General features: G+C 65.2%; 13 protein-coding genes. 8 read left to right on the top strand and 5 right to left on the bottom strand.

Features of this window, described 5'->3' with window-relative positions; all coding sequences use genetic code 11:
* The first annotated feature begins 80 nt into the window (after window positions 1–80).
* Together ABIB38_RS10670 and ABIB38_RS10665 are read left to right on the top strand one after the other, a co-directional pair.
* Complete coding sequence (locus ABIB38_RS10670; RefSeq protein ID WP_429203741.1) at window positions 81–722, top strand: DUF4230 domain-containing protein; 642 nt, start codon at window positions 81–83, stop codon at window positions 720–722.
* 276 nt (window positions 723–998) lie between these two features.
* Window positions 999–1943, top strand: coding sequence for a Bug family tripartite tricarboxylate transporter substrate binding protein (locus ABIB38_RS10665; protein ID WP_429203740.1), 945 nt, complete (start codon window positions 999–1001; stop codon window positions 1941–1943).
* Window positions 1944–2023: 80 nt separating this feature from the next.
* Here ABIB38_RS10665 and ABIB38_RS10660 read toward each other — a convergent pair whose 3' ends face one another.
* Window positions 2024–2992 carry an IS1595 family transposase gene (locus ABIB38_RS10660; protein WP_429203739.1) on the bottom strand — a complete coding sequence of 323 codons (969 nt, stop codon included), beginning with the start codon at window positions 2990–2992 and terminating at the stop codon, window positions 2024–2026.
* Between the two features lie 236 nt (window positions 2993–3228).
* On the opposite strand from ABIB38_RS10660, the gene ABIB38_RS10655 reads away from it, so the two are divergent.
* Complete coding sequence (locus ABIB38_RS10655; RefSeq protein WP_429203738.1) at window positions 3229–4263, top strand: SDR family oxidoreductase; 1035 nt, start codon at window positions 3229–3231, stop codon at window positions 4261–4263.
* A 411-nt stretch (window positions 4264–4674) separates the two neighbouring features.
* Window positions 4675–5340, top strand: coding sequence for a PRC-barrel domain-containing protein (locus ABIB38_RS10650; protein ID WP_429203737.1), 666 nt, complete (start codon window positions 4675–4677; stop codon window positions 5338–5340).
* Window positions 5341–5745: 405 nt separating this feature from the next.
* On the opposite strand, the gene ABIB38_RS10645 is transcribed toward ABIB38_RS10650, so the two are convergent.
* Window positions 5746–6366 carry a TetR/AcrR family transcriptional regulator gene (locus tag ABIB38_RS10645; protein ID WP_429203736.1) on the bottom strand — a complete coding sequence of 207 codons (621 nt, stop codon included), beginning with the start codon at window positions 6364–6366 and terminating at the stop codon, window positions 5746–5748.
* A gap of 282 nt (window positions 6367–6648) precedes the next feature.
* Window positions 6649–10758 carry an ATP-dependent RNA helicase HrpA gene (gene hrpA / locus ABIB38_RS10640; RefSeq protein ID WP_429203735.1) on the bottom strand — a complete coding sequence of 1370 codons (4110 nt, stop codon included), beginning with the start codon at window positions 10756–10758 and terminating at the stop codon, window positions 6649–6651.
* A gap of 54 nt (window positions 10759–10812) precedes the next feature.
* Here hrpA and argA point away from each other — a divergent pair, with 54 nt between their 5' ends.
* Entirely contained in the window at window positions 10813–12126 is a 1314-nt protein-coding gene (gene argA / locus ABIB38_RS10635) for an amino-acid N-acetyltransferase (RefSeq protein ID WP_429203734.1), read from the top strand.
* A gap of 39 nt (window positions 12127–12165) precedes the next feature.
* Window positions 12166–12438: an oxidative damage protection protein gene (locus ABIB38_RS10630; RefSeq protein WP_429203733.1), complete on the top strand. Its 273-nt coding sequence runs from the start codon at window positions 12166–12168 to the stop codon at window positions 12436–12438.
* A gap of 168 nt (window positions 12439–12606) precedes the next feature.
* Here the strand turns inward: ABIB38_RS10630 and ABIB38_RS10625 are convergent, their stop codons facing one another.
* Both ABIB38_RS10625 and rpiA read right to left on the bottom strand, forming a co-directional pair.
* Window positions 12607–12912 carry a hypothetical protein gene (locus tag ABIB38_RS10625; protein ID WP_429203732.1) on the bottom strand — a complete coding sequence of 102 codons (306 nt, stop codon included), beginning with the start codon at window positions 12910–12912 and terminating at the stop codon, window positions 12607–12609.
* Window positions 12913–12920: 8 nt separating this feature from the next.
* Complete coding sequence (rpiA, locus tag ABIB38_RS10620) at window positions 12921–13598, bottom strand: ribose-5-phosphate isomerase RpiA (RefSeq protein ID WP_429203731.1); 678 nt, start codon at window positions 13596–13598, stop codon at window positions 12921–12923.
* 502 nt (window positions 13599–14100) lie between these two features.
* Here rpiA and ABIB38_RS10615 point away from each other — a divergent pair.
* Window positions 14101–15783: a methyl-accepting chemotaxis protein gene (locus tag ABIB38_RS10615; RefSeq protein ID WP_429203730.1), complete on the top strand. Its 1683-nt coding sequence runs from the start codon at window positions 14101–14103 to the stop codon at window positions 15781–15783.
* Window positions 15784–16052: 269 nt separating this feature from the next.
* Window positions 16053–17735: a methyl-accepting chemotaxis protein gene (locus ABIB38_RS10610; RefSeq protein WP_429203729.1), complete on the top strand. Its 1683-nt coding sequence runs from the start codon at window positions 16053–16055 to the stop codon at window positions 17733–17735.
* Window positions 17736–17992: the final 257 nt, after the last annotated feature.

The raw sequence follows: 17992 nt of genomic DNA, 5'->3' as shown, positions 1-17992 counted from the left end.
GCGCCGGCGCTGGGCGGCGTCGGCCATCGGCGGGATCGGTTAGACTGGCCGCCGTCGATTCCACGCACCTGCCAGCGCCCATGAAATCACCGCAACGCCTGCCGATCCTGCTCGTCGCCGTCACGGCCGCCGCCATCACCTTCGCCTTCATCAAGAAGCCGCCCGGCCAGGAGGCGCCGCCACCGCCGCTGGTGGCGCTGGAAAAAATGGGCCACCTGGTCTCGCTCAGGATGAATTATTCGGACGTCATCGAGTTCACGCAGCCGAACGCGGTCGACATCCCCTGGTCGCAATGGGAAGTACGGCTGGGCAGCACCCGCGTGCTGCTGGTCGCGCGCGGCGACTGCACGGTGGCGACCGACCTGCGCCAGGCGCGCTACGAAGACATCGACGAGCGCGCGCGCACCCTCACCGTGGTGCTGCCGCCGCCCGCCCCGCTGCAGGCGCGCATCAGCCACGAGGCGCGCAACCGGGGCGGCTCCTATTTCTATGCGGTCACCGAACAGGGCCTGCAAGCCTTCATCCCTTCCGCCCAGACCCGCACCAATGCGATGAACAATGCGCTGCAGACGGCGCAGAAGGCGGTGCAGGCGGCCTGCCGCCAGAGCGCCGTGCTCGATACGGCGAAGGAAAATGCCGCCAACGTCATGCAGGCCACCCTGGCGGCCACCGGATGGATGCCGACCGTCCTCTGGGAGCCGCCGGCGCCTGCGCGGCCCTGAGCGAGCCGGCCCACGGCGAGAGAGCGCCGCCGAAGGCCGCGCCGCCGCGCCGTAAAGACAACACCCGCGCCAGGCCCGTACCACTACTTACGCAATCCGCATGGGCATTCGTGTAAAATTGTTTCAGCAGGTTATCAAAACAACTGCGCAAAACAACTGCGCAAAGCAACCGCGCAAAGCAACCGTGCAGAACAACTGCGCGACACAACCGCGAAATAATTCAACTATATAGGTGACAAAACCATGCGAGTCTTCCCGTCCAAAGGAAAATCCCTCGTGTTCGCTCTCGCAGCAACCGTCCTTTCCGCCAGCGCCGTCGCCCAGAACTGGCCGACCGGCACCGTGACCGTGGTCGTGCCATGGCCGGCCGGCGGCCCGTCCGACATCGCGGCGCGTCCGCTGGCGAAAGGCCTGACCGAGAGCCTGAAACAGTCCTTCGTCATCGATAACCGCGGCGGCGGCGGCGGCAACATCGGCAGCGCGGCCGTGACCCGCTCGAAGCCGGACGGCCAGACCCTCCTGATCACCTCGAGCGCGCCGATCGTGATCAACCCGAGCCTGTACAAGAAGATGGCGTTCGATCCGGCCAAGGACCTGACCCCGGTCACCAACCTGCTGCGCGCGCCGCTGGTGCTGGTCGCCCACCCATCGGTGCCGGCCAAGAACGTCAAGGAACTGCTGGCCCACATCCAGTCGAAGAAAGGCCAGTTCTCGTACGCGTCGGCCGGCAACGGCACCCCGCAGCACCTGACCGGTGAACTGTTCCGCGGCGTGACCAAGCTCGACATGGTGCACGTGCCGTACAAGGGCTCGGCGCCGGCGATTTCCGACCTGCTGGGCGGCCACATCCCGATCATGTTCGACTCGACCATCGCGATCATGCCGCACATCAAGAGCGGCAAGGTCAAGCCGATCGCCATCTCGGGCAACAAGCGCTCGCCGCTGCTGCCGGACGTGCCGACCTTCGCCGAAGCGGGCCTGAACATCGAGTCCTACGCCTGGTATGGCCTGTTCGTGCCGGCCAAGACCCCGAAAGCCATCGTCGACAAGATCAACGCCGAGTCGCAGAAAGTCATGAAGCATCCCGACTTCCAGCGCGTGCTGGCCGACACCGGCACCGAGTACGTGGGCGATACGCCGGAGAACTTCGCCAAGTTCGTGCAGGCGGAAAGCGCGAAATGGTCGAAGATCGTGAAGGACAGCGGCGCGACCGTCGACTGATCCACACGATCCTGTAGTACCCGCTGAAACGGGTGACGCGGCAATGCCGGGTCACCCGTTTTTTTATGGCGCTGTACCCATTAGCTGTTGATGACCCCGAATGCAATGCGCAGCAATTGCTCGATAGATGGTACCCGCCCGCCATCGAGCGCCCAATGCCAGCCCAGGTAGTTGGGCAGCCAGCGCGACGCCACGCCATGAAAGCGCGACAGCCATTCCTTGAAGCGCCGGTGATAGGCGTTGACATGTTGAACATCGATGGCGCCCTCGGCACCCTTGCGCACCCGTTCGCCGGCACTGACATTGACCGCTTGATGCGCGACGCCGTGGGCGCGGGCGAAGGCGGCATAGGCGGCGTTGGCGTCCGTGACCAGCAGCGCCTGCGGGTCGAGTTTCGGCCGCAGGTGCCTGACCAGCTGCGCCGCTTTCAGGGCGCCGCGTCCGGTCAAGGCGTCGACGGTCTGGCCGCCGCGGTCGCGCGCCACCAGGATGCAGTCGAGGTGGTGCGAGATTCCGCGCAGGGCGGCCCTGCCGCCGCGCTTGCGCGGTTGGCGATCGAGCTTGCGCGAACCCTTTTGCGATTCGAGCAGGAACATTTCGTCGGCCTCGACAATGCCTGAGAGACGCGCCGGTCGGTCGTCCTTGACCCGATCGAGAAAGCGATGACGCCAGCGAAAGGCCGTATTGCGGTGCACGCCGACACGCTTGGCCGCAGAGCGGACCGAGCGGGAATCGAGCACCACTTCCAGATAGGCGAGCCACTTGCCCTTGAGCCTGAGCCGCGCCAGCGGCGTGCCGGTCAGGTCGTTGAAGGTGCGGCCGCACGCGCAGCAGCGGTAGCGTTGCAGGCCGTTGGCCTGGCCATGCCGGTGGCAGCGCTCGCAGGCGCAGTGCGGGCAGCGCCGCCCTGTTGACCGGATCTCGCCGATGAGGGCGATCACCCGGTCCAGCCCGGCTGCCGGATGCAGGGCCGCGAGCACCTTCTGACGCTGCGGCTGGTTCAGCTTTGGCAGCTGGGCGAACAGCTGCGCAAACTGCGGCGCTTTCATCCTACGCTCCCGATCGATGACGACCGGGATTGGACCCCGGGTCAGCTCAGCAGTTCAATGCTCATCCACAGCTAGCGATGACAGCGCCTTTTTTATTGGGCCGCCAAAAGCTGATGCCCCCTGGTCCGCGCCGGTTCTTGCCCACGAGCTACCGTGTTCCGTATCTTTTCGATAACGACTAACATCTTCGTCACTACTTGGCTGCGGTTGCAGCCCCACCCCATCAAGGAGCAAGCATGAGTTCGGAAGACCAGAAGCCAGAAGGCGTGACGCCGTCGCGTCGCCGCTTCGTCAGCACCATGAGCACCGTTGCCGCGGGCGTGGCCGCGTCGGCCGCCGCCGTCCCGGCCCTGGCCCAGCAGGCGGGCGGCGCCAACCAGCCGGCGCCGGGCGCGGCGCGCGAAGCGGCCAAGCGCTATCCGCGTCCGCCCTTCCCCAAGCAGGACCAGCCGTGGCCGGCCCTGGCGAGCAAGATGACGCCGCGTCCCGACCACGGTGAAACCACGTATCGCGGCAGCGGCCGCCTGGCGGGACGCAAGGCCCTGATCACCGGCGGCGACTCGGGCATCGGCCGCGCCGCCGCGATCGCCTACGCACGCGAAGGCGCCGACGTCGCCATCGGCTATCTGCCGGCCGAGGAACCGGATGCGCGCGAAGTCATGCAGCTGATCCGCGACGCCGGCCGCAAGGCGGTCGCCATTCCCGGCGACATCCGCGACGAAGCCTTCTGCAAGAAACTGGTGGAAACGGCGGTGCGCGAGCTGGGCGGCCTGGACATCCTGGTCAACAATGCCGCGCGCCAGCAGAACAACGCGTCGATCCTCGACATCACCAGCGAGCAGTTCGACTGGACCGTCAAGACCAATGTCTACGCGGTGTTCTGGATCACCAAGGCGGCGATTCCGCACATGTCGGCCGGCAGCGTCATCATCAATACCTCGTCGCAGACGGCGTACGACCCGCCGGAAAAACTGCTCGACTATGCAGCCACCAAGGCCTTCGAGGTGGCGTTCACGAAGTCGCTGGCCAAGCAGATGGCGTCGAAGGGAATCCGCGTGAATGCGGTGGCGCCGGGGCCGGTGTGGACGCCACTGCAACTGGCGGGCGGCAATTCGCCGGAAGGGCGCGAACAGTTCGGGGCAAATACGCCGATGAAGCGTCCGGGCCAGCCGGCCGAACTGGCGACGATCTATGTCACGCTGGCGTCGGACGAGGCCAGCTATACCACCGGCCACGTGTATGGCGCGGCGGGCGGCGGCGGGCAGCCGTAAGTGCTTGCCATGAGCGCTTGCCGGGAGCGCTTGCTGTAAGCGGCCATCTTGCGCTCACTGCGCTCCGCCCGGCGTTGCCGGGCGGGACAGTGATTGCCGTCAGCCGCGGCGCAGCAGACGCGCCAGCAGCGAGCCGAAAGAACGGGTACGAATCAGTTGGCCCAGGGGGCCGGCGTTGGTGCAGCGCGAAATGACGGTCATTTCTTTTTCCTCCTAGACATAACTTGGCAGATTAGTCATACCACGCGTCCTCATCTGTGCGCTGGTTCGCATAACGCTGCAGCCTGTCCGGCCCTAGCGCGCGCGCCCCGATTCCGTAGCGTTCTATCATGCACCCTTCGTAGGGCGAGGGTCTGCTCCAATCGGAGTGACCGTCGCATGTTCGCAACGTCAATAGACAAGGAGGAACATATGGGCTACGCAGACCGCGATAAATACGGCATGTACAAGGACAGCGAGAACCTGGGTCCGGGACCGTCGCTGATGGGCGCTGACACCTTGATTGGCGACAGCGTCGTCAATTCCGCCGAGGAAGACCTGGGCGACATCAAGGAAATCATGCTCGACATGCAGACCGGCCAGGTGGCCTACGCCGTGCTGGCCTTCGGCGGCTTCCTGGGCATGGGAGAAAAACTGTTCGCCGTGCCCTGGCAGGCGCTGCACCTCGACACCGTCAATAAACGCTTCGTCCTCAACGTCGACAAGGACCGCCTCAAGACCGCACCGGGCTTCGACAAGGATGCCTGGCCGGACATGAGCGACCTGAGCTGGGCCAGCGGCATCCACAGCTTCTATGGCACCGACCCGAACCGTTCGGGCGCACCGACCATGGGGCCGGGCGTGACGATGGGCGGCCTGGTCGGCGGCGCCGGCAGCGCAAGCGGCGCCCATGCGGGCGGCGCGATGGGTTCCAGCGTGGGCGCCGGCCACGCCGGTTCGAGCAGCCTGGGCAGCGCGGGCGCCGGCATGGGCGATTCGCGGGCGAACCAGGGGCCGGGCCACAGCATCGATCCGCGCTCCGGCAACCAGGGCGACGACAAGGATATCAGCCGCATCCGCGGCAGCAATATCGGCTGAGGCCGGCCCGTCATGGCGGGCTGAGGCAGGAGGGACGGCGGCTTGTCCGCCGTCCTTTCTGTCTACGCCACAACGCCGCTTCGTCAGCAGAACACGAAATCCTCGTTCGACCGGGGAAGCCCACGCAGCACGTCGCGCACCACATACCCTGCCAGTCCGGCCAGGGACATCACCAGCAACCACCATCCAGACATGATCGACTCCTTATGCACAGCACGCTTTCGCACAGTCATGCGAAATTAGTGCAAAAAAAGGGAGGATGAGGCCCTCCCGGCCCGACCTCAGGGCGCCTCGAAAAACCGTCGCGAGCGGCAGCAGTTTCGGTCGAGAAGCGCAGCTGTACCTGCGTACAGCGAGCATCGCAGACCGAAAATGCAACGCGCAGCAGGTTTTTCGAGGTGCCCCTCATTCGAGGTCACTGAAGCTCCTGTAGGTGGAGATCAGGCGGTTGAACGCCCGCTGCGCCCGCCTGGGCGCGTCTGCGTCGTGCAGGAAGCGCGCGTCGTGCATCACGCCGATCACGAGACTGTAGATCTCGAACACCAGCTGTTCGGGTTCGGTGTCGGGCCGCAGATGCCCTGCATCCATCGCCTGCAGCACCGTCTTGCGCAGCGTTGCGCGCCAGCGCAGTACGCCCGCCTCGATGCGCTCGCGCAGCGGATGCGGCACGGGAATGTCGTCGAATTCGAAAGCGCCCGCAGTGTAGAGACACGCGCCGCGCGCGGTTTCGCCGGCGATCTTCCTGAGCCACAGATTGACCATCAGGGACAGGCGCGGCAAGCCGCGCGGCGCGGCCAGCGCCGGCAAAAAGATCTCTTCGGAAAAGCGGCGATCGTATTCGTCCAGCACGGCCGCCTGCAGGGCCTCGAGCGAGCCGACGCGCGAGAAGACGCCGCTCTTGCTGATGCCGGTACGCTTGGACAGCTCGCCCAGCGACAGCTGGCCGATGCCCTCGGTCGACGCCATCCCGACCGCCGCATCGAGGATGGTGGCGTAGGTGGCTTCGCTTTTGGCCGTGGTGTTCATGCACCCACTTTAGCACAGGTGTGCGAAAGAACAAGGGATTTGTGCTGGCCGCGGCAATGCGACCGGGCTGGCCGACGACGATCATTTCAGCCCGCAGCCCCAATACGTCATTCCCGCGCAGGCGGGAATCCAAGTCTCATGCGCTGCCACTAAAGGTAAATCTTGTGGTTTGGCACGCAAACCTGGATTCCCGCCTGCGCGGGAATGACGTGACCTTAACAGGGTACGGGGCGAAGTAGAAAGTAGCGAGGCGATACCGCTTTACCGCTTACCGCTTATCGCTTACCGCAGCATCGACTCCCACACCTTCTGCAGCCGCTTGGCCGACACCGGCATCGGCGTCCTCAGCTCCTGCGCGAACAGCGACACCCGCAGCTCTTCGAGCATCCACCTGAACTCGACCATGCGCGGGTCGTTGTTCTTGCCCGCCATATTCTTGAGCGTGCGCTGGAACTGGCTGGCCGCGGTCTGCCACTCGGCCATCAGCTGCGCATCGCGCGTGGGATTGCCGCGCAGCTTCTCGAGACGCACATTGATCGCCTTCAGGTAGCGCGGGAAGTGCGCCAGCTGGCTGTATTCGTTGTCCGCGATGAAGCGCTTGTGCACCAGCGCCTGCAGCTGCGCCTGGATGTCGGACGCCACGGCCGGCGGCAGGCCCTGTACGCGCTTGGGCAGGCCGTGGTACTCGCCCAGCACCTGTCCGGCCAGGCGCGCCACCTCGTTGATGAGCAGGCCAATGCGGCCCTTGCCCTGGTCACGGCGCTGGTTGAACGAGGCGGCGTCGACCGGCAGCGGATCCTGCAGGCAGGCGATGTCGATCGCCTTGGCCACGATCTGGTCGCGCAAGTCTTCCTGCGAGCCGATGTTCATGAACTGCATGCCCATGCCCTGCAGGCCGGGAATATTCTTCTCGGCGAACTTGAGCTGCTCCTTGAACTGCAGCGCGAACAGCCGGCGCAGGCCCACGCGGTGGGTGCGCGCCGCCACGTTCGGATCGTCGAACACTTCCAGGTCGCAGTAGGCGCCCTTGTCGACCAGCGCCGGGAAGCCGATCAGGGTCAGCTTGCCCTGGTTGATCTCCAGCAGTTCGGGCAGCTCGCCGAAGGTCCAGCCGGTCAGATTCGTGTGCTGGCGGCCCGATGCCGCTTCTTGCGCCGCTTCTTGCGCCGCTGCTTGCGCCCCATCTTTCCCTACCGCGGCGGCCGGCGCGGTCTGCGGCGCGCCCCCCTTGCCTTTGCCGGCAGGCGCGGACGGCGCCGTCGGCGCAGGCGCCACCGGCCGCGCCGCCTGCGCACGCGCATTGGCCGCGGCGGGCGTCGCTTCGGCCATCTTCTGGAAGCTCTGGCGCGCCTGTCCGCCCAGCTCGGCCTGGAGCGTCGAGAGATTGCGCCCCATGTCCAGCTGGCGGCCATGCTCGTCGATGACCTTGAAGTTCATGAACATGTGCGCCGGCAGGGTCTCGAGCTTGAAGTCGGCGGTCTTCACCGCCACGCTGGTCTGCGCGCGCACGTCCATGATCAGGACGTCGACCAGGTCGCCGCGCCCGAAGGCGTTCGCCGCATGGATGCGGTCCACGAACCTGGCCGCGTATTCCGGCAACGGCACGCAGTGGCGGCGCAGCTTCTGCGGCAGCGATTTGAGCAGCAGGTGCACCTTTTCCTTGATCATGCCCGGCACCAGCCAGGCCGGACGCTCCTGCGGAATCTGGTTCAGCGCGAACAGCGGCACGGCGAGCGTGACGCCGTCGCGCACGCTGCCCGGCTCGAAGTGATACGTCAGGCCCATCTCGATGCCGGTGACGACCATCGTCTTCGGGAACAGCTCGGTGGTGACGCCGGCCGCCTCGTGCCGCATCAGCTCTTCGCGGTTCAGGTAGAGCAGCTTCGGATTGTCGCTTGCCTCGTCCTTGTACCACTTCTCGAAACCGGCGCCATTGACGACGTCGCGCGGGATCTCCTTGTCGTAGAAGGCCGCGATCAGCTGGTCGTCCACCAGCACGTCCTGGCGGCGCGACTTGTGCTCGAGGTTCTCGATGTCCTTGACCAGCTTGTGGTTGTGGATGTAGAACGGCAGGCGCGTCTCGTAGTCGCCCGCCACCAGCGCGTCGCGGATGAAGATCTCGCGCGCTTCGACCGGATTGCGCTGGCCGTAGTTGATGCGCCGGCCGCCGTAGATGACGATGCCGTACAGGGTCGCGCGCTCGAGCGCCGTGACCTGCGCCTGTTTCTTTTCCCAGCGCGGCTCGCCCCAGGATTTCTTGAGCAGGTGGCCGCCGATCTTCTCCACCCACTCGGGCTGGATCTGGGCGATGGTGCGCGCGTACAGGCGCGTGGTCTCGACCAGCTCGGCCGCCATCACCCAGCGCCCCGCCTTCTTGCCGAGCGTCGAGCCGGGCCAGATATGGAACTTGATGCCGCGCGCGCCAAGATACACGCCGCCCTGCTCGTCCTCGGACTTGAAGCCGATATTGCCGAGTAAACCTGTGAGCAGCGCCAGGTGCAGCTGTTCATAGGTGGCGGGGCTGTCGTTCAGGCGCCAGCCCTGCTCGCGCACGATCGTCAAAAGCTGTGAGTGAACATCGCGCCACTCGCGCAACCGCAGCTGCGACAGGAAGTTGGCGCGGCAGTTGTCCTGCAACTGGCGATTGGTCTTCTTGTGCGCGATCGCGTCCTCGAACCAGGCCCAGATCTTCAGGTAACTGAGGAATTCGGATTTCTCGTCCGCGAACTTCTTGTGCTTCTCGTCGGCCTGCTGCTGGTATTCGATCGGCCGGTCGCGCGGGTCTTGCGTCGACAGGGCCGAGGCCACGATCAGCATCTCGGTCAGGCAGTGATTGTCGAGCGCGGCCAGGATCATGCGGCCCACGCGCGGGTCGAGCGGCAGCTTGGCCAGCTTGCGGCCCAGCGGGGTCAGCTCGTTGCTGTCGTCGACCGCGCCGACTTCCTGCAGCAGCTGGTAGCCGTCGGCGATCGCGCGGCCCTGCGGCGCCTCGATGAAGGGGAAGGTCTCGACGTCGGCCAGGCGCAGGGACTTCATGCGCAGGATGACGGCCGCCAGCGACGAACGCAGGATCTCCGGCTCGGTGAACCTGGGGCGCTTGAGGAAATCGTCTTCCTCGAACAATCGGATGCAGACGCCGTCGGCCACGCGGCCGCAACGGCCGGCGCGCTGGTTGGCCGCCGATTGCGCGATCGGCTCGACCTGCAGCTGTTCGACCTTGTTCCTGAAGCTATAACGTTTGACCCGCGCCAGGCCGGTATCGACCACGTAGCGGATGCCCGGCACGGTCAGCGACGTCTCGGCCACGTTGGTGGCCAGGACGATGCGGCGCGCGTTGCCGCTCGGGCGGAACACGCGGTCCTGCTCCTCGACCGACAGGCGCGCGAACAACGGCAGGATGTCGACGTGCGGCGGATGGTGCTTGCGCAGCGCCTCGGCGCAATCGCGGATCTCGCGCTCGCCCGGCAGGAACACCAGCACGTCGCCCGAGCCGATGCGGCACAGCTCATCGACCGCGTCGACCACGCCATCCATCAGGTCGCGCTTCTCGCGCGCGGCCTGGGCCTTCGGCAGCGGCTTGGTCGGATCGACGGCGGCGGCGCCCGCGACGGGATCGCGGTCGATCGGGCGGTAACGCACCTCGACCTGGTACAGGCGGCCCGAGACCTCGATCACCGGCGCCGGCTTGTCGTTGGCGGCGAAGTGCCGCGCGAAGCGCTCGGCGTCGATCGTCGCCGAGGTGATGATCACTTTCAGATCGGGCCGGCGCGGCAGCAGCTGCTTGAGGTAGCCGAGCAGGAAGTCGATGTTCAGGCTGCGCTCGTGCGCCTCGTCGATGATGATCGTGTCGTAGTTGCGCAGCAGCGGATCGGTCTGGGTCTCGGCCAGCAGGATACCGTCGGTCATCAGCTTGACCGAGGCGCCCTTTTGCAGGGTGTCGTTGAAGCGCACCTTGAAGCCCACGTGCTCGCCCAGCGGCGAACCGAGTTCCTGCGCGATGCGCTTGGCGGTCGACGAGGCCGCGATCCGGCGCGGCTGCGTGTGGCCGATCAGGCCACTGCTTCCCCGCCCCAGTTCCAGGCAGATCTTCGGCAGCTGCGTCGTCTTGCCCGAACCGGTCTCGCCCGAGACGATGACCACCTGGTTCTCGAGAATGGCTTGCGCGATCTCGGCGCGCCGGCCCGACACCGGCAGGTCTTCGGGAAAGGTAATCGGGGGCAGCGGATTGCGTGGCACAAGCCGCGCCACCGGCGCTTCTTCGCGCGGCGCACGCTCCTGGCGTGGACGCGGTTCACCGCGCTCGCCCGGCGCACGACGGGGACGACGGAGGGCGGAGGTGGCATTGGCGCTGGGCGCCGGCTGTGGCGAAGGCTTGTTACTCTGATCAGACATTGATTTTTACAAGGATTTGGTGCGCACAACGCGCAGCGAATTATAATGCGGCAAATGGAAACTCCTACCCAATTCGTCCAGTGGCTGCGCTCGGTCGCGCCGTATATTCACGCCTTCGGAGGCAAGACCTTCGTGGTCGCCTTCCCGGGCGAACTGGTTGCTTCGGGCGCCCTGCCGGTGCTGGCGCAAGACTTGTCGCTGCTGGTCGGCCTTGGCATCCGCATCGTGCTGGTGCACGGATCGCGACCGCAGGTGGCCGAGCAGCTGGCGCTGCGCAACGTCGAGGGCCGTTTCCACAATGGCGTGCGCATCACCGACACCGCCGCGCTGGAATGCGCGAAGGAAGCCGCCGGCGAACTGCGCCTCGATATCGAGGCCGCCTTCAGCCAGGGCCTGCCCAACACGCCGATGTCGAACGCCCAGATCAGCATCGTCTCGGGCAACTTCGTGGTGGCCCGCCCGCTGGGCGTGATCGACGGCATCGACTTCGAACTCACCGGCGTCACCCGCAAGATCGCCGCCGAAAAAATCCACCCGATCCTGCAGACCGAGGACAACCTGGTGCTGCTGTCGCCGCTGGGCTTCTCGCCGACCGGCGAGATCTTCAACCTGACCATGGAAGACGTGGCCGCGTCGGCCGCGATCGCCCTGCACGCCGACAAGCTGATCTTCATCACCGAATCGCCGATGATGAAGGATGCCGGCGGCGCCGAACTGCGCGAATTGTCGTCGCATATGGCCGAAGCCGTGCTGCAGGCGGGCTTCCTGTCCGACTCCGCCGCTTTCTACCTGCAGCACGCGATCAAGGCCTGCAACGCCGGCGTCGACCGCGCCCACATCATCCCCTACGAGATGGACGGTTCGGCCCTGCTCGAGGTGTTCACCCACGACGGCGTGGGCACCATGATCAGCCACGAGAACCTGGAAAGCCTGCGCCAGGCCACAATTGAGGACGTCGGCGGAATTATCAAGCTCATCGAGCCACTGGAGGCCGATGGCACCCTGGTCTACCGCGGCCGCGAGCTGATCGAGCGCGAGATCGACCAGTTCTCGGTGATCGACCACGACGGCGTGATCTTCGGCTGCGCGGCGCTGTATCCCTTCCCCGAGTCGAAGATGGGCGAGATGGCCTGCCTGACGGTGAGCCCCGATGCGCAGACCCAGGGCGATGGCGAGCGCATTCTCAAGCACATGGAAAACCGCGCCCGCGCGGCGGGATTGAGCAAGCTGTTCGTGCTGACCACGCGTACGTCGCACTGGTTCAAGAAGCGCGGCTTCGTGCCGGCCACGGTGGACGACCTGCCAAAGGACCGGCAACACATGTACAACTGGCAGCGCAGGTCACAGGTCCTGATCAAGACCTTATAATAGCGGTCTTACCCGGAAAACGCATAACAGGAGCACACAATGGCCCGCACCGTCCACTGCATCAAACTGAACAAGGAAGCCGAAGGCCTGGATTTCCCGCCTGTCCCAGGCGAGATGGGCAAGAAGCTGTATATGTCGGTCTCGAAAGAGGCATGGCAGCAATGGCTCAAGCATCAAACGATGCTGATCAACGAAAACCGCCTGAACCTGGCCGACGACCGCGCGCGCAAGTACCTGGCGACGCAGCTGGAGAAGCATTTCTTCGGCGAAGGCGCCGACCAGGCGATGGGCTACGTGCCACCGCCGGCGTAATCAGTTCAGCACCACTGCGGCAAGCACGTCATTCCCGCGCAGGCGGGAATCCAAGTCATCCGCAGACCACTTGATTCAATCATAGTGGAACACCGGAGAACTTGGATTCCCGCCTTCGCGGGAAGTCATTTCTGCCAGTGGCAGGAATGACGTTTACAGGCCCCGGATTCACATCTTCCGGCACTGACGCAATTCACAGCGCGCCATGAACACCTTGCCATCCTGGCAGTGCATCCGGTAGACCTCGATCGGCCCCGGATCGGTGATCAGGCCCGCGCCCTGCTCGCTGGCACAGGCCTGCTCCCTGGCCAGTTTCTCGACCGTGGTCGACGACACACCGACCTTGAAAGGCACGCGCTGGATCTCGACGACGTCGGGCGACCGCGTCACGGCCGGCTCCGACAGATCCACCCCGCTGCCAACGACCGAACAACCGCCCAGCAGGACGGCCGCCGCAATCCACGCGCGCTTCATGGCCGCCCTCAGAGCGAAAGGGTCTTGACGCCGTCGGCCGTGCCCAGCAGGCAGACGTCGGCGCCGGCCCTGGCGAACAGGCCCACGGCGATCACGCCGGTGATCTGGTTGATCGTCTCTTCCAGCGCCACCGGGTCGGTGATCGACAGGCCGGCCACGTCGATCAGCTCACCGCCGTTGTCGGTGATGAAAGGCTGGTCGGTGCCGGGCTTGAGGCGCAGCGTCGGCTGGCCGCCAAGCGCCGCCAACTTGCGCATCACGACCGCACGCGCCATCGGGATCACCTCGACCGGCAGCGGGAACTTGCCCAGCGTGTCGACCAGCTTCGAACCGTCGGCGATGCAGACGAACTTCTTCGACACCGACGCCACGATCTTCTCGCGCGTGAGCGCCGCGCCGCCGCCCTTGATCATCGCGCCTTGCGCGTTGATCTCGTCGGCGCCGTCGATGTAGACGGCCATCGACTCGACGTCGTTCAGGTCGAACACCGGAATGCCGTGGCCGCGCAGGCGGGCGGCGGTGGCTTCGGACGAGGCCACGGTGCCCTTGATGCGGTCCTTGATCTTGGCCAGTTCATCGATGAAGAAATTGGCGGTCGAGCCGGTGCCGACGCCGATGATTTCACCGTCGACCACGTAATCGATGGCGGCGCGCGCCACTGCTTGTTTCAGTTCGTCTTGAGTCATGATGCGGTTGGTAGAGGAAAGGGAATCCGCCATTTTAGCGGATTACCAGGCCCCATTCTCCGAAAAAACAGGGGCGCTCATTGACAACTGCATGCCACGATCATGCAGTCCGCATTCGCCAGGCAGGTCGGACACCGACCTGCGAAAACTCTGCGCGGTGTAATCTGGTGCCGTTGATGAAAGCGGCGAAACCCACGCGCATTTGTCATCAATTGTCGAATATTTGTTAAAAGTAAATATATGCAATATATATGATGGCACTATAAATACCTGCCCGAATATATTTAATGCAGATAATTCTAATGTCTAATTTTTATTAAACTTTAGCAACCAAACATTATTTCGTTTCCTGTTCGCAACATCAAAGGTAAAAAACCTCTTTTAGGTTTCCCTGGCACAGCTACAACGTGTACTTTTGACCGGCCCGATGACGTTTCTCTGACGTCACCTTCCTCGATTTAACAAGTCGCAAGCCGGCCTTTTGTTCTCGGAACTGGAAACCATGAAAATCAACGATCTCAATATCGGCATTCGCCTAGGCGGCGCCTTTGCCGTCATCCTGGCCATGATGGTCGCCATGCTGGGCACCGCCCTCTGGCAGCTGAACGACATCACCAGCGCCAAGGCAGAGATGGCGTCGGCCACCGAGAAAGCCAAGCTGGCTCAGGAAATGCGCGCCGGTATCGTCACCAACGCCGTCAGCGCGTTGGCGAAAATCCGGGCCACCGACCCGGCCGAAGAGCAGTCCTACGAAGCGGGAATGACGGCGATCAGCAAGCGCGCCGGCGAGCTGCAAAAAATCTTCGAAGAAGTGATCGTCAGCGCCGACGGCAAGGTGCTGCTGACGGCGCTGGTCGAACAGCGCGCCAGGTACAGCGCGGCGCGCAACCAGGCCTACAAGATGAAGGCCGAACTCGGGGCCGGCAATCCGGAACTGCTGGCGTTCCTCGATACCAAGGTGATGCCCGAGATGCGCGCGTATACCGTGGCCGCCGGCAAGCTGGCCGACTTCCAGGAAAAGCTGGCCGCCGATGCCAACGCGAGCATCGACGCCATCAGCGCATCGGTGCAGCGCACCCTGATCCTGATCGGCGTCGCCGCGGTCGCCATCGGCGCCGCATTCGGCTGGCTGCTCACCCGCAGCATCACCCGCCCGCTGGCGCACGCCGTCGGCCTGGCCCAGCAAGTGGCCTCGGGCGACCTGACCGCCGACATCCACGTCGATTCGCGCGACGAACTCGGCGCCCTGATTGCGGCGCTCAAGACCATGAACGACAGCCTGCTCAAGACCGTCACCGCGGTACGCGGCGGCACCGAGACCATCGTCACCGCATCGCAGGAAATCGCCAGCGGCAACCTCGACCTGTCGTCGCGCACCGAGCAGCAGGCCAGCTCGCTGGAAGAAACCGCCTCATCGATGGAGGAACTGACCGGCACCGTGCGCCAGAACGCCGACAATGCGCGCCAGGCCAATGTGCTGGCCAAGAACGCTTCCCAGATCGCCGCGCATGGCGGCGAAGTGGTGTCGCAGGTGGTGTCGACCATGGCCTCGATCAATGAATCGTCGAAGAAGATCGGCGACATCATCGCCGTCATCGACGGCATCGCCTTCCAGACCAATATCCTGGCGCTCAACGCCGCGGTGGAAGCGGCGCGCGCCGGCGAGCAGGGCCGCGGCTTCGCGGTGGTGGCGAGCGAAGTGCGCAACCTGGCGCAGCGCTCGGCCGGCGCGGCCAAGGAGATCCGCGGCCTGATCGCCGACTCGGTGGCCAAGGTCGACGCCGGCGGCCGCCTGGTCGATGAAGCCGGTTCGACCATGCAGGAAATCGTCGAAGGCATCACGCGCGTGACCGACATCATGTCCGAGATCGCCACGGCCAGCGCCGAGCAGACCGTCGGCATCGAGCAGGTCAACGAAGCCATCACCCAGATGGACAGTGTGACCCAGCAGAATGCCGCGCTGGTGGAAGAAGCGGCTGCGGCGGCCGGCTCGCTGCAGGAACAGGCGGCCGCGCTGGCGCAGATTGTGAGCGTGTTCAAGGTCGGCGACGGGAATGCGGCCCGCAGCGCGGTCCACAGCGCCCGGCGCGCACCAGGCGGCCATGCGCTGGTCGTGCGCACGCCGGCCCCTGCCCGTGCGGGGCGCACCGCGCCGGCGGAAGCGGAAGAAGCCGTGGTCGCCTGATCCTCCCCGGCCTGCCCTACCTGGCGCGGCGACCCACATGCTACGTGGTCGCCGTGCCCACGAACGATATCAAGCACTTACCGCCTCATATCGTTCCGTTAACTTTGTGTTTCCTGAGAGCAACGATTATGGGAATATGTGGACGTCCGGTGGTCCACACCCCACGATCCATGCTTATCCTTGATGCAGAGCACTGAAATCTCACGCAATATCACCCGGTGACCTTGTATGGGATGACCGGCCACCTCGTCATTCGAACAGGAGACACCATGAAAATCAGCAACCTCAAGATCGGAATCCGGCTCGGCGGCGCATTCGCCGCCGTTCTCGCCCTCGTGGCCGTGATGCTGGTCAGCGCGCTGTGGCAACTCAACCGCATCGCCGAGGCCAAGACCGTCATGGCCGACGCTGCGCTCAGCGTCAACCTTGCCCAGCAGTGGTTGCGGGGCATCGAGGGCAACGCGGTGCGCACCCGCGCCAAGGCCGCCAGCACCGATCCGGCCGAGGACGCGCACTACGATGCCGAGATGAAGAAGACCAGCGCCGGCGTGAGCGTCACGCAGAAGCGCCTCGCGTCGATGGTCGACACCAGCCAGGGCAAGGCGCTGATGGACGCCGTCGCCAGCCAGCGCAGCCGCTATACCGGCTTGCGCGACGACGGTTTCCAGCGCAAGGCGGCGCTGGGCGCAGGCCACCCCGAAGTCCACGATTTCTTTCGCGACAAGGTGATGCCCGAGGTCGACAAGTACGTCGCCGCGGTCCAGGCGGTCGTCGCCTACGAAGAATCGTTGTCGGCCGAGGCGCAGGCCAATATCGACGCGCTCAACGCCACGGCCAGGCAGGTGCTGACGGCGCTCGGCGTGGGCGCGCTCGCGCTCGGCGCCGTGTTCGGCTGGCTGCTCACCCGCAGCATCACGGTGCCGCTGGGCCAGGCCGTGGGACTGGCCCGGCAGGTCGCCGCCGGCGACCTGACCGCCCGCATCGACGTGGCCTCGCGCGATGAAGTCGGCCAGCTCCTCGCGGCCCTCAAGACCATGAACGACAGCCTGCTCAAGACCGTCACCGCGGTACGCGGCGGCACCGAGACCATCGTCACCGCATCGCAGGAAATCGCCAGCGGCAACCTCGACCTGTCGTCGCGCACCGAGCAGCAGGCCAGCGCGCTGGAAGAAACCGCCTCGTCGATGGAGGAACTGACCGGCACCGTGCGCCAGAACGCCGACAATGCGCGCCAGGCCAATGTGCTGGCCAAGAACGCTTCCCGGATCGCCGCGCACGGTGGCGAAGTGGTGTCGAAGGTAGTGTCGACCATGGCCTCGATCAATGAATCGTCGAAGAAGATCGGCGACATCATCGCCGTCATCGACGGCATCGCCTTCCAGACCAATATCCTGGCGCTCAACGCCGCGGTGGAAGCGGCGCGCGCCGGCGAGCAGGGCCGCGGCTTCGCGGTGGTGGCGAGCGAAGTGCGCAACCTGGCGCAGCGCTCGGCCGGCGCGGCCAAGGAGATCCGCGGCCTGATCGCCGACTCGGTGGCCAAGGTCGACGCCGGCGGCCGCCTGGTCGATGAAGCCGGTTCGACCATGCAGGAAATCGTCGAAGGCATCACGCGCGTGACCGGCATCATGTCCGAGATCGCCACGGCCAGCGCCGAGCAGACCGTCGGCATCGAGCAGATCAACGAAGCCATCACCCAGATGGATGGCGTGACCCAGCAGAATGCCGCGCTGGTGGAGGAAGCGGCGGCCGCGGCCGGCTCGCTGCAGGAACAGGCGGCCGCGCTGGCGCAGATCGTGAGCGTGTTCCAGGTCGGCGACGGGAATGCGGCCGGCAGCGCGGTCCACAACGCCCGGCGCGCACCAAGCGACGACGCGCTGGTCGTGCGCAAGCCGGCCCCTGCCCGTGCCGGGCGCACCGCGCCGGTGGAAGTGGAAGAAGCCGCGATCGCCTGAGTCTCCCTGGCCTGCCCTACCTGGCGCGGCGATCCACCATCTGCATGGTCGCCGCATCCACGAACGATATCGAGCACTTACCGCCTCATATCGTTCCGCTACGTTTTTGCTACCCATGAGCCACAAGCATGGAAATTTGTGCACTTGCGGTGGTCCACACCCCGCGATCCATGCTTATCCCTGTTGAAATGCTGACCCGCGACAATTCGTTCCAAGTAGGTTCGGTCAAGAATCGTTGTCACTTCCCCAGCAAAGAA

It is taken from the genome of Massilia sp. UYP11 (assembly GCF_050434805.1).
GTDB lineage: Bacteria > Pseudomonadota > Gammaproteobacteria > Burkholderiales > Burkholderiaceae_D > Telluria.
This window is presented reverse-complemented; position numbering and strand designations above follow the sequence as displayed.

Bases quoted from the DNA above. Each gene is read 5' to 3' on its own strand.
- ABIB38_RS10660 (WP_429203739.1), bottom strand. From the start codon at position 2,992: ATGAAAGCGCCGCAGTTTGCGCAGCTGTTCGCCCAGCTGCCAAAGCTG.
- ABIB38_RS10650 (WP_429203737.1), top strand. From the start codon at position 4,675: ATGGGCTACGCAGACCGCGATAAATACGGCATGTACAAGGACAGCGAG.
- argA (WP_429203734.1), top strand. From the start codon at position 10,813: ATGGAAACTCCTACCCAATTCGTCCAGTGGCTGCGCTCGGTCGCGCCG.
- ABIB38_RS10670 (WP_429203741.1), top strand. From the start codon at position 81: ATGAAATCACCGCAACGCCTGCCGATCCTGCTCGTCGCCGTCACGGCC.
- ABIB38_RS10645 (WP_429203736.1), bottom strand. From the start codon at position 6,366: ATGAACACCACGGCCAAAAGCGAAGCCACCTACGCCACCATCCTCGAT.
- ABIB38_RS10625 (WP_429203732.1), bottom strand. From the start codon at position 12,912: ATGAAGCGCGCGTGGATTGCGGCGGCCGTCCTGCTGGGCGGTTGTTCG.
- rpiA (WP_429203731.1), bottom strand. From the start codon at position 13,598: ATGACTCAAGACGAACTGAAACAAGCAGTGGCGCGCGCCGCCATCGAT.
- ABIB38_RS10615 (WP_429203730.1), top strand. From the start codon at position 14,101: ATGAAAATCAACGATCTCAATATCGGCATTCGCCTAGGCGGCGCCTTT.
- ABIB38_RS10630 (WP_429203733.1), top strand. From the start codon at position 12,166: ATGGCCCGCACCGTCCACTGCATCAAACTGAACAAGGAAGCCGAAGGC.
- ABIB38_RS10610 (WP_429203729.1), top strand. From the start codon at position 16,053: ATGAAAATCAGCAACCTCAAGATCGGAATCCGGCTCGGCGGCGCATTC.
- hrpA (WP_429203735.1), bottom strand. From the start codon at position 10,758: ATGTCTGATCAGAGTAACAAGCCTTCGCCACAGCCGGCGCCCAGCGCC.
- ABIB38_RS10655 (WP_429203738.1), top strand. From the start codon at position 3,229: ATGAGTTCGGAAGACCAGAAGCCAGAAGGCGTGACGCCGTCGCGTCGC.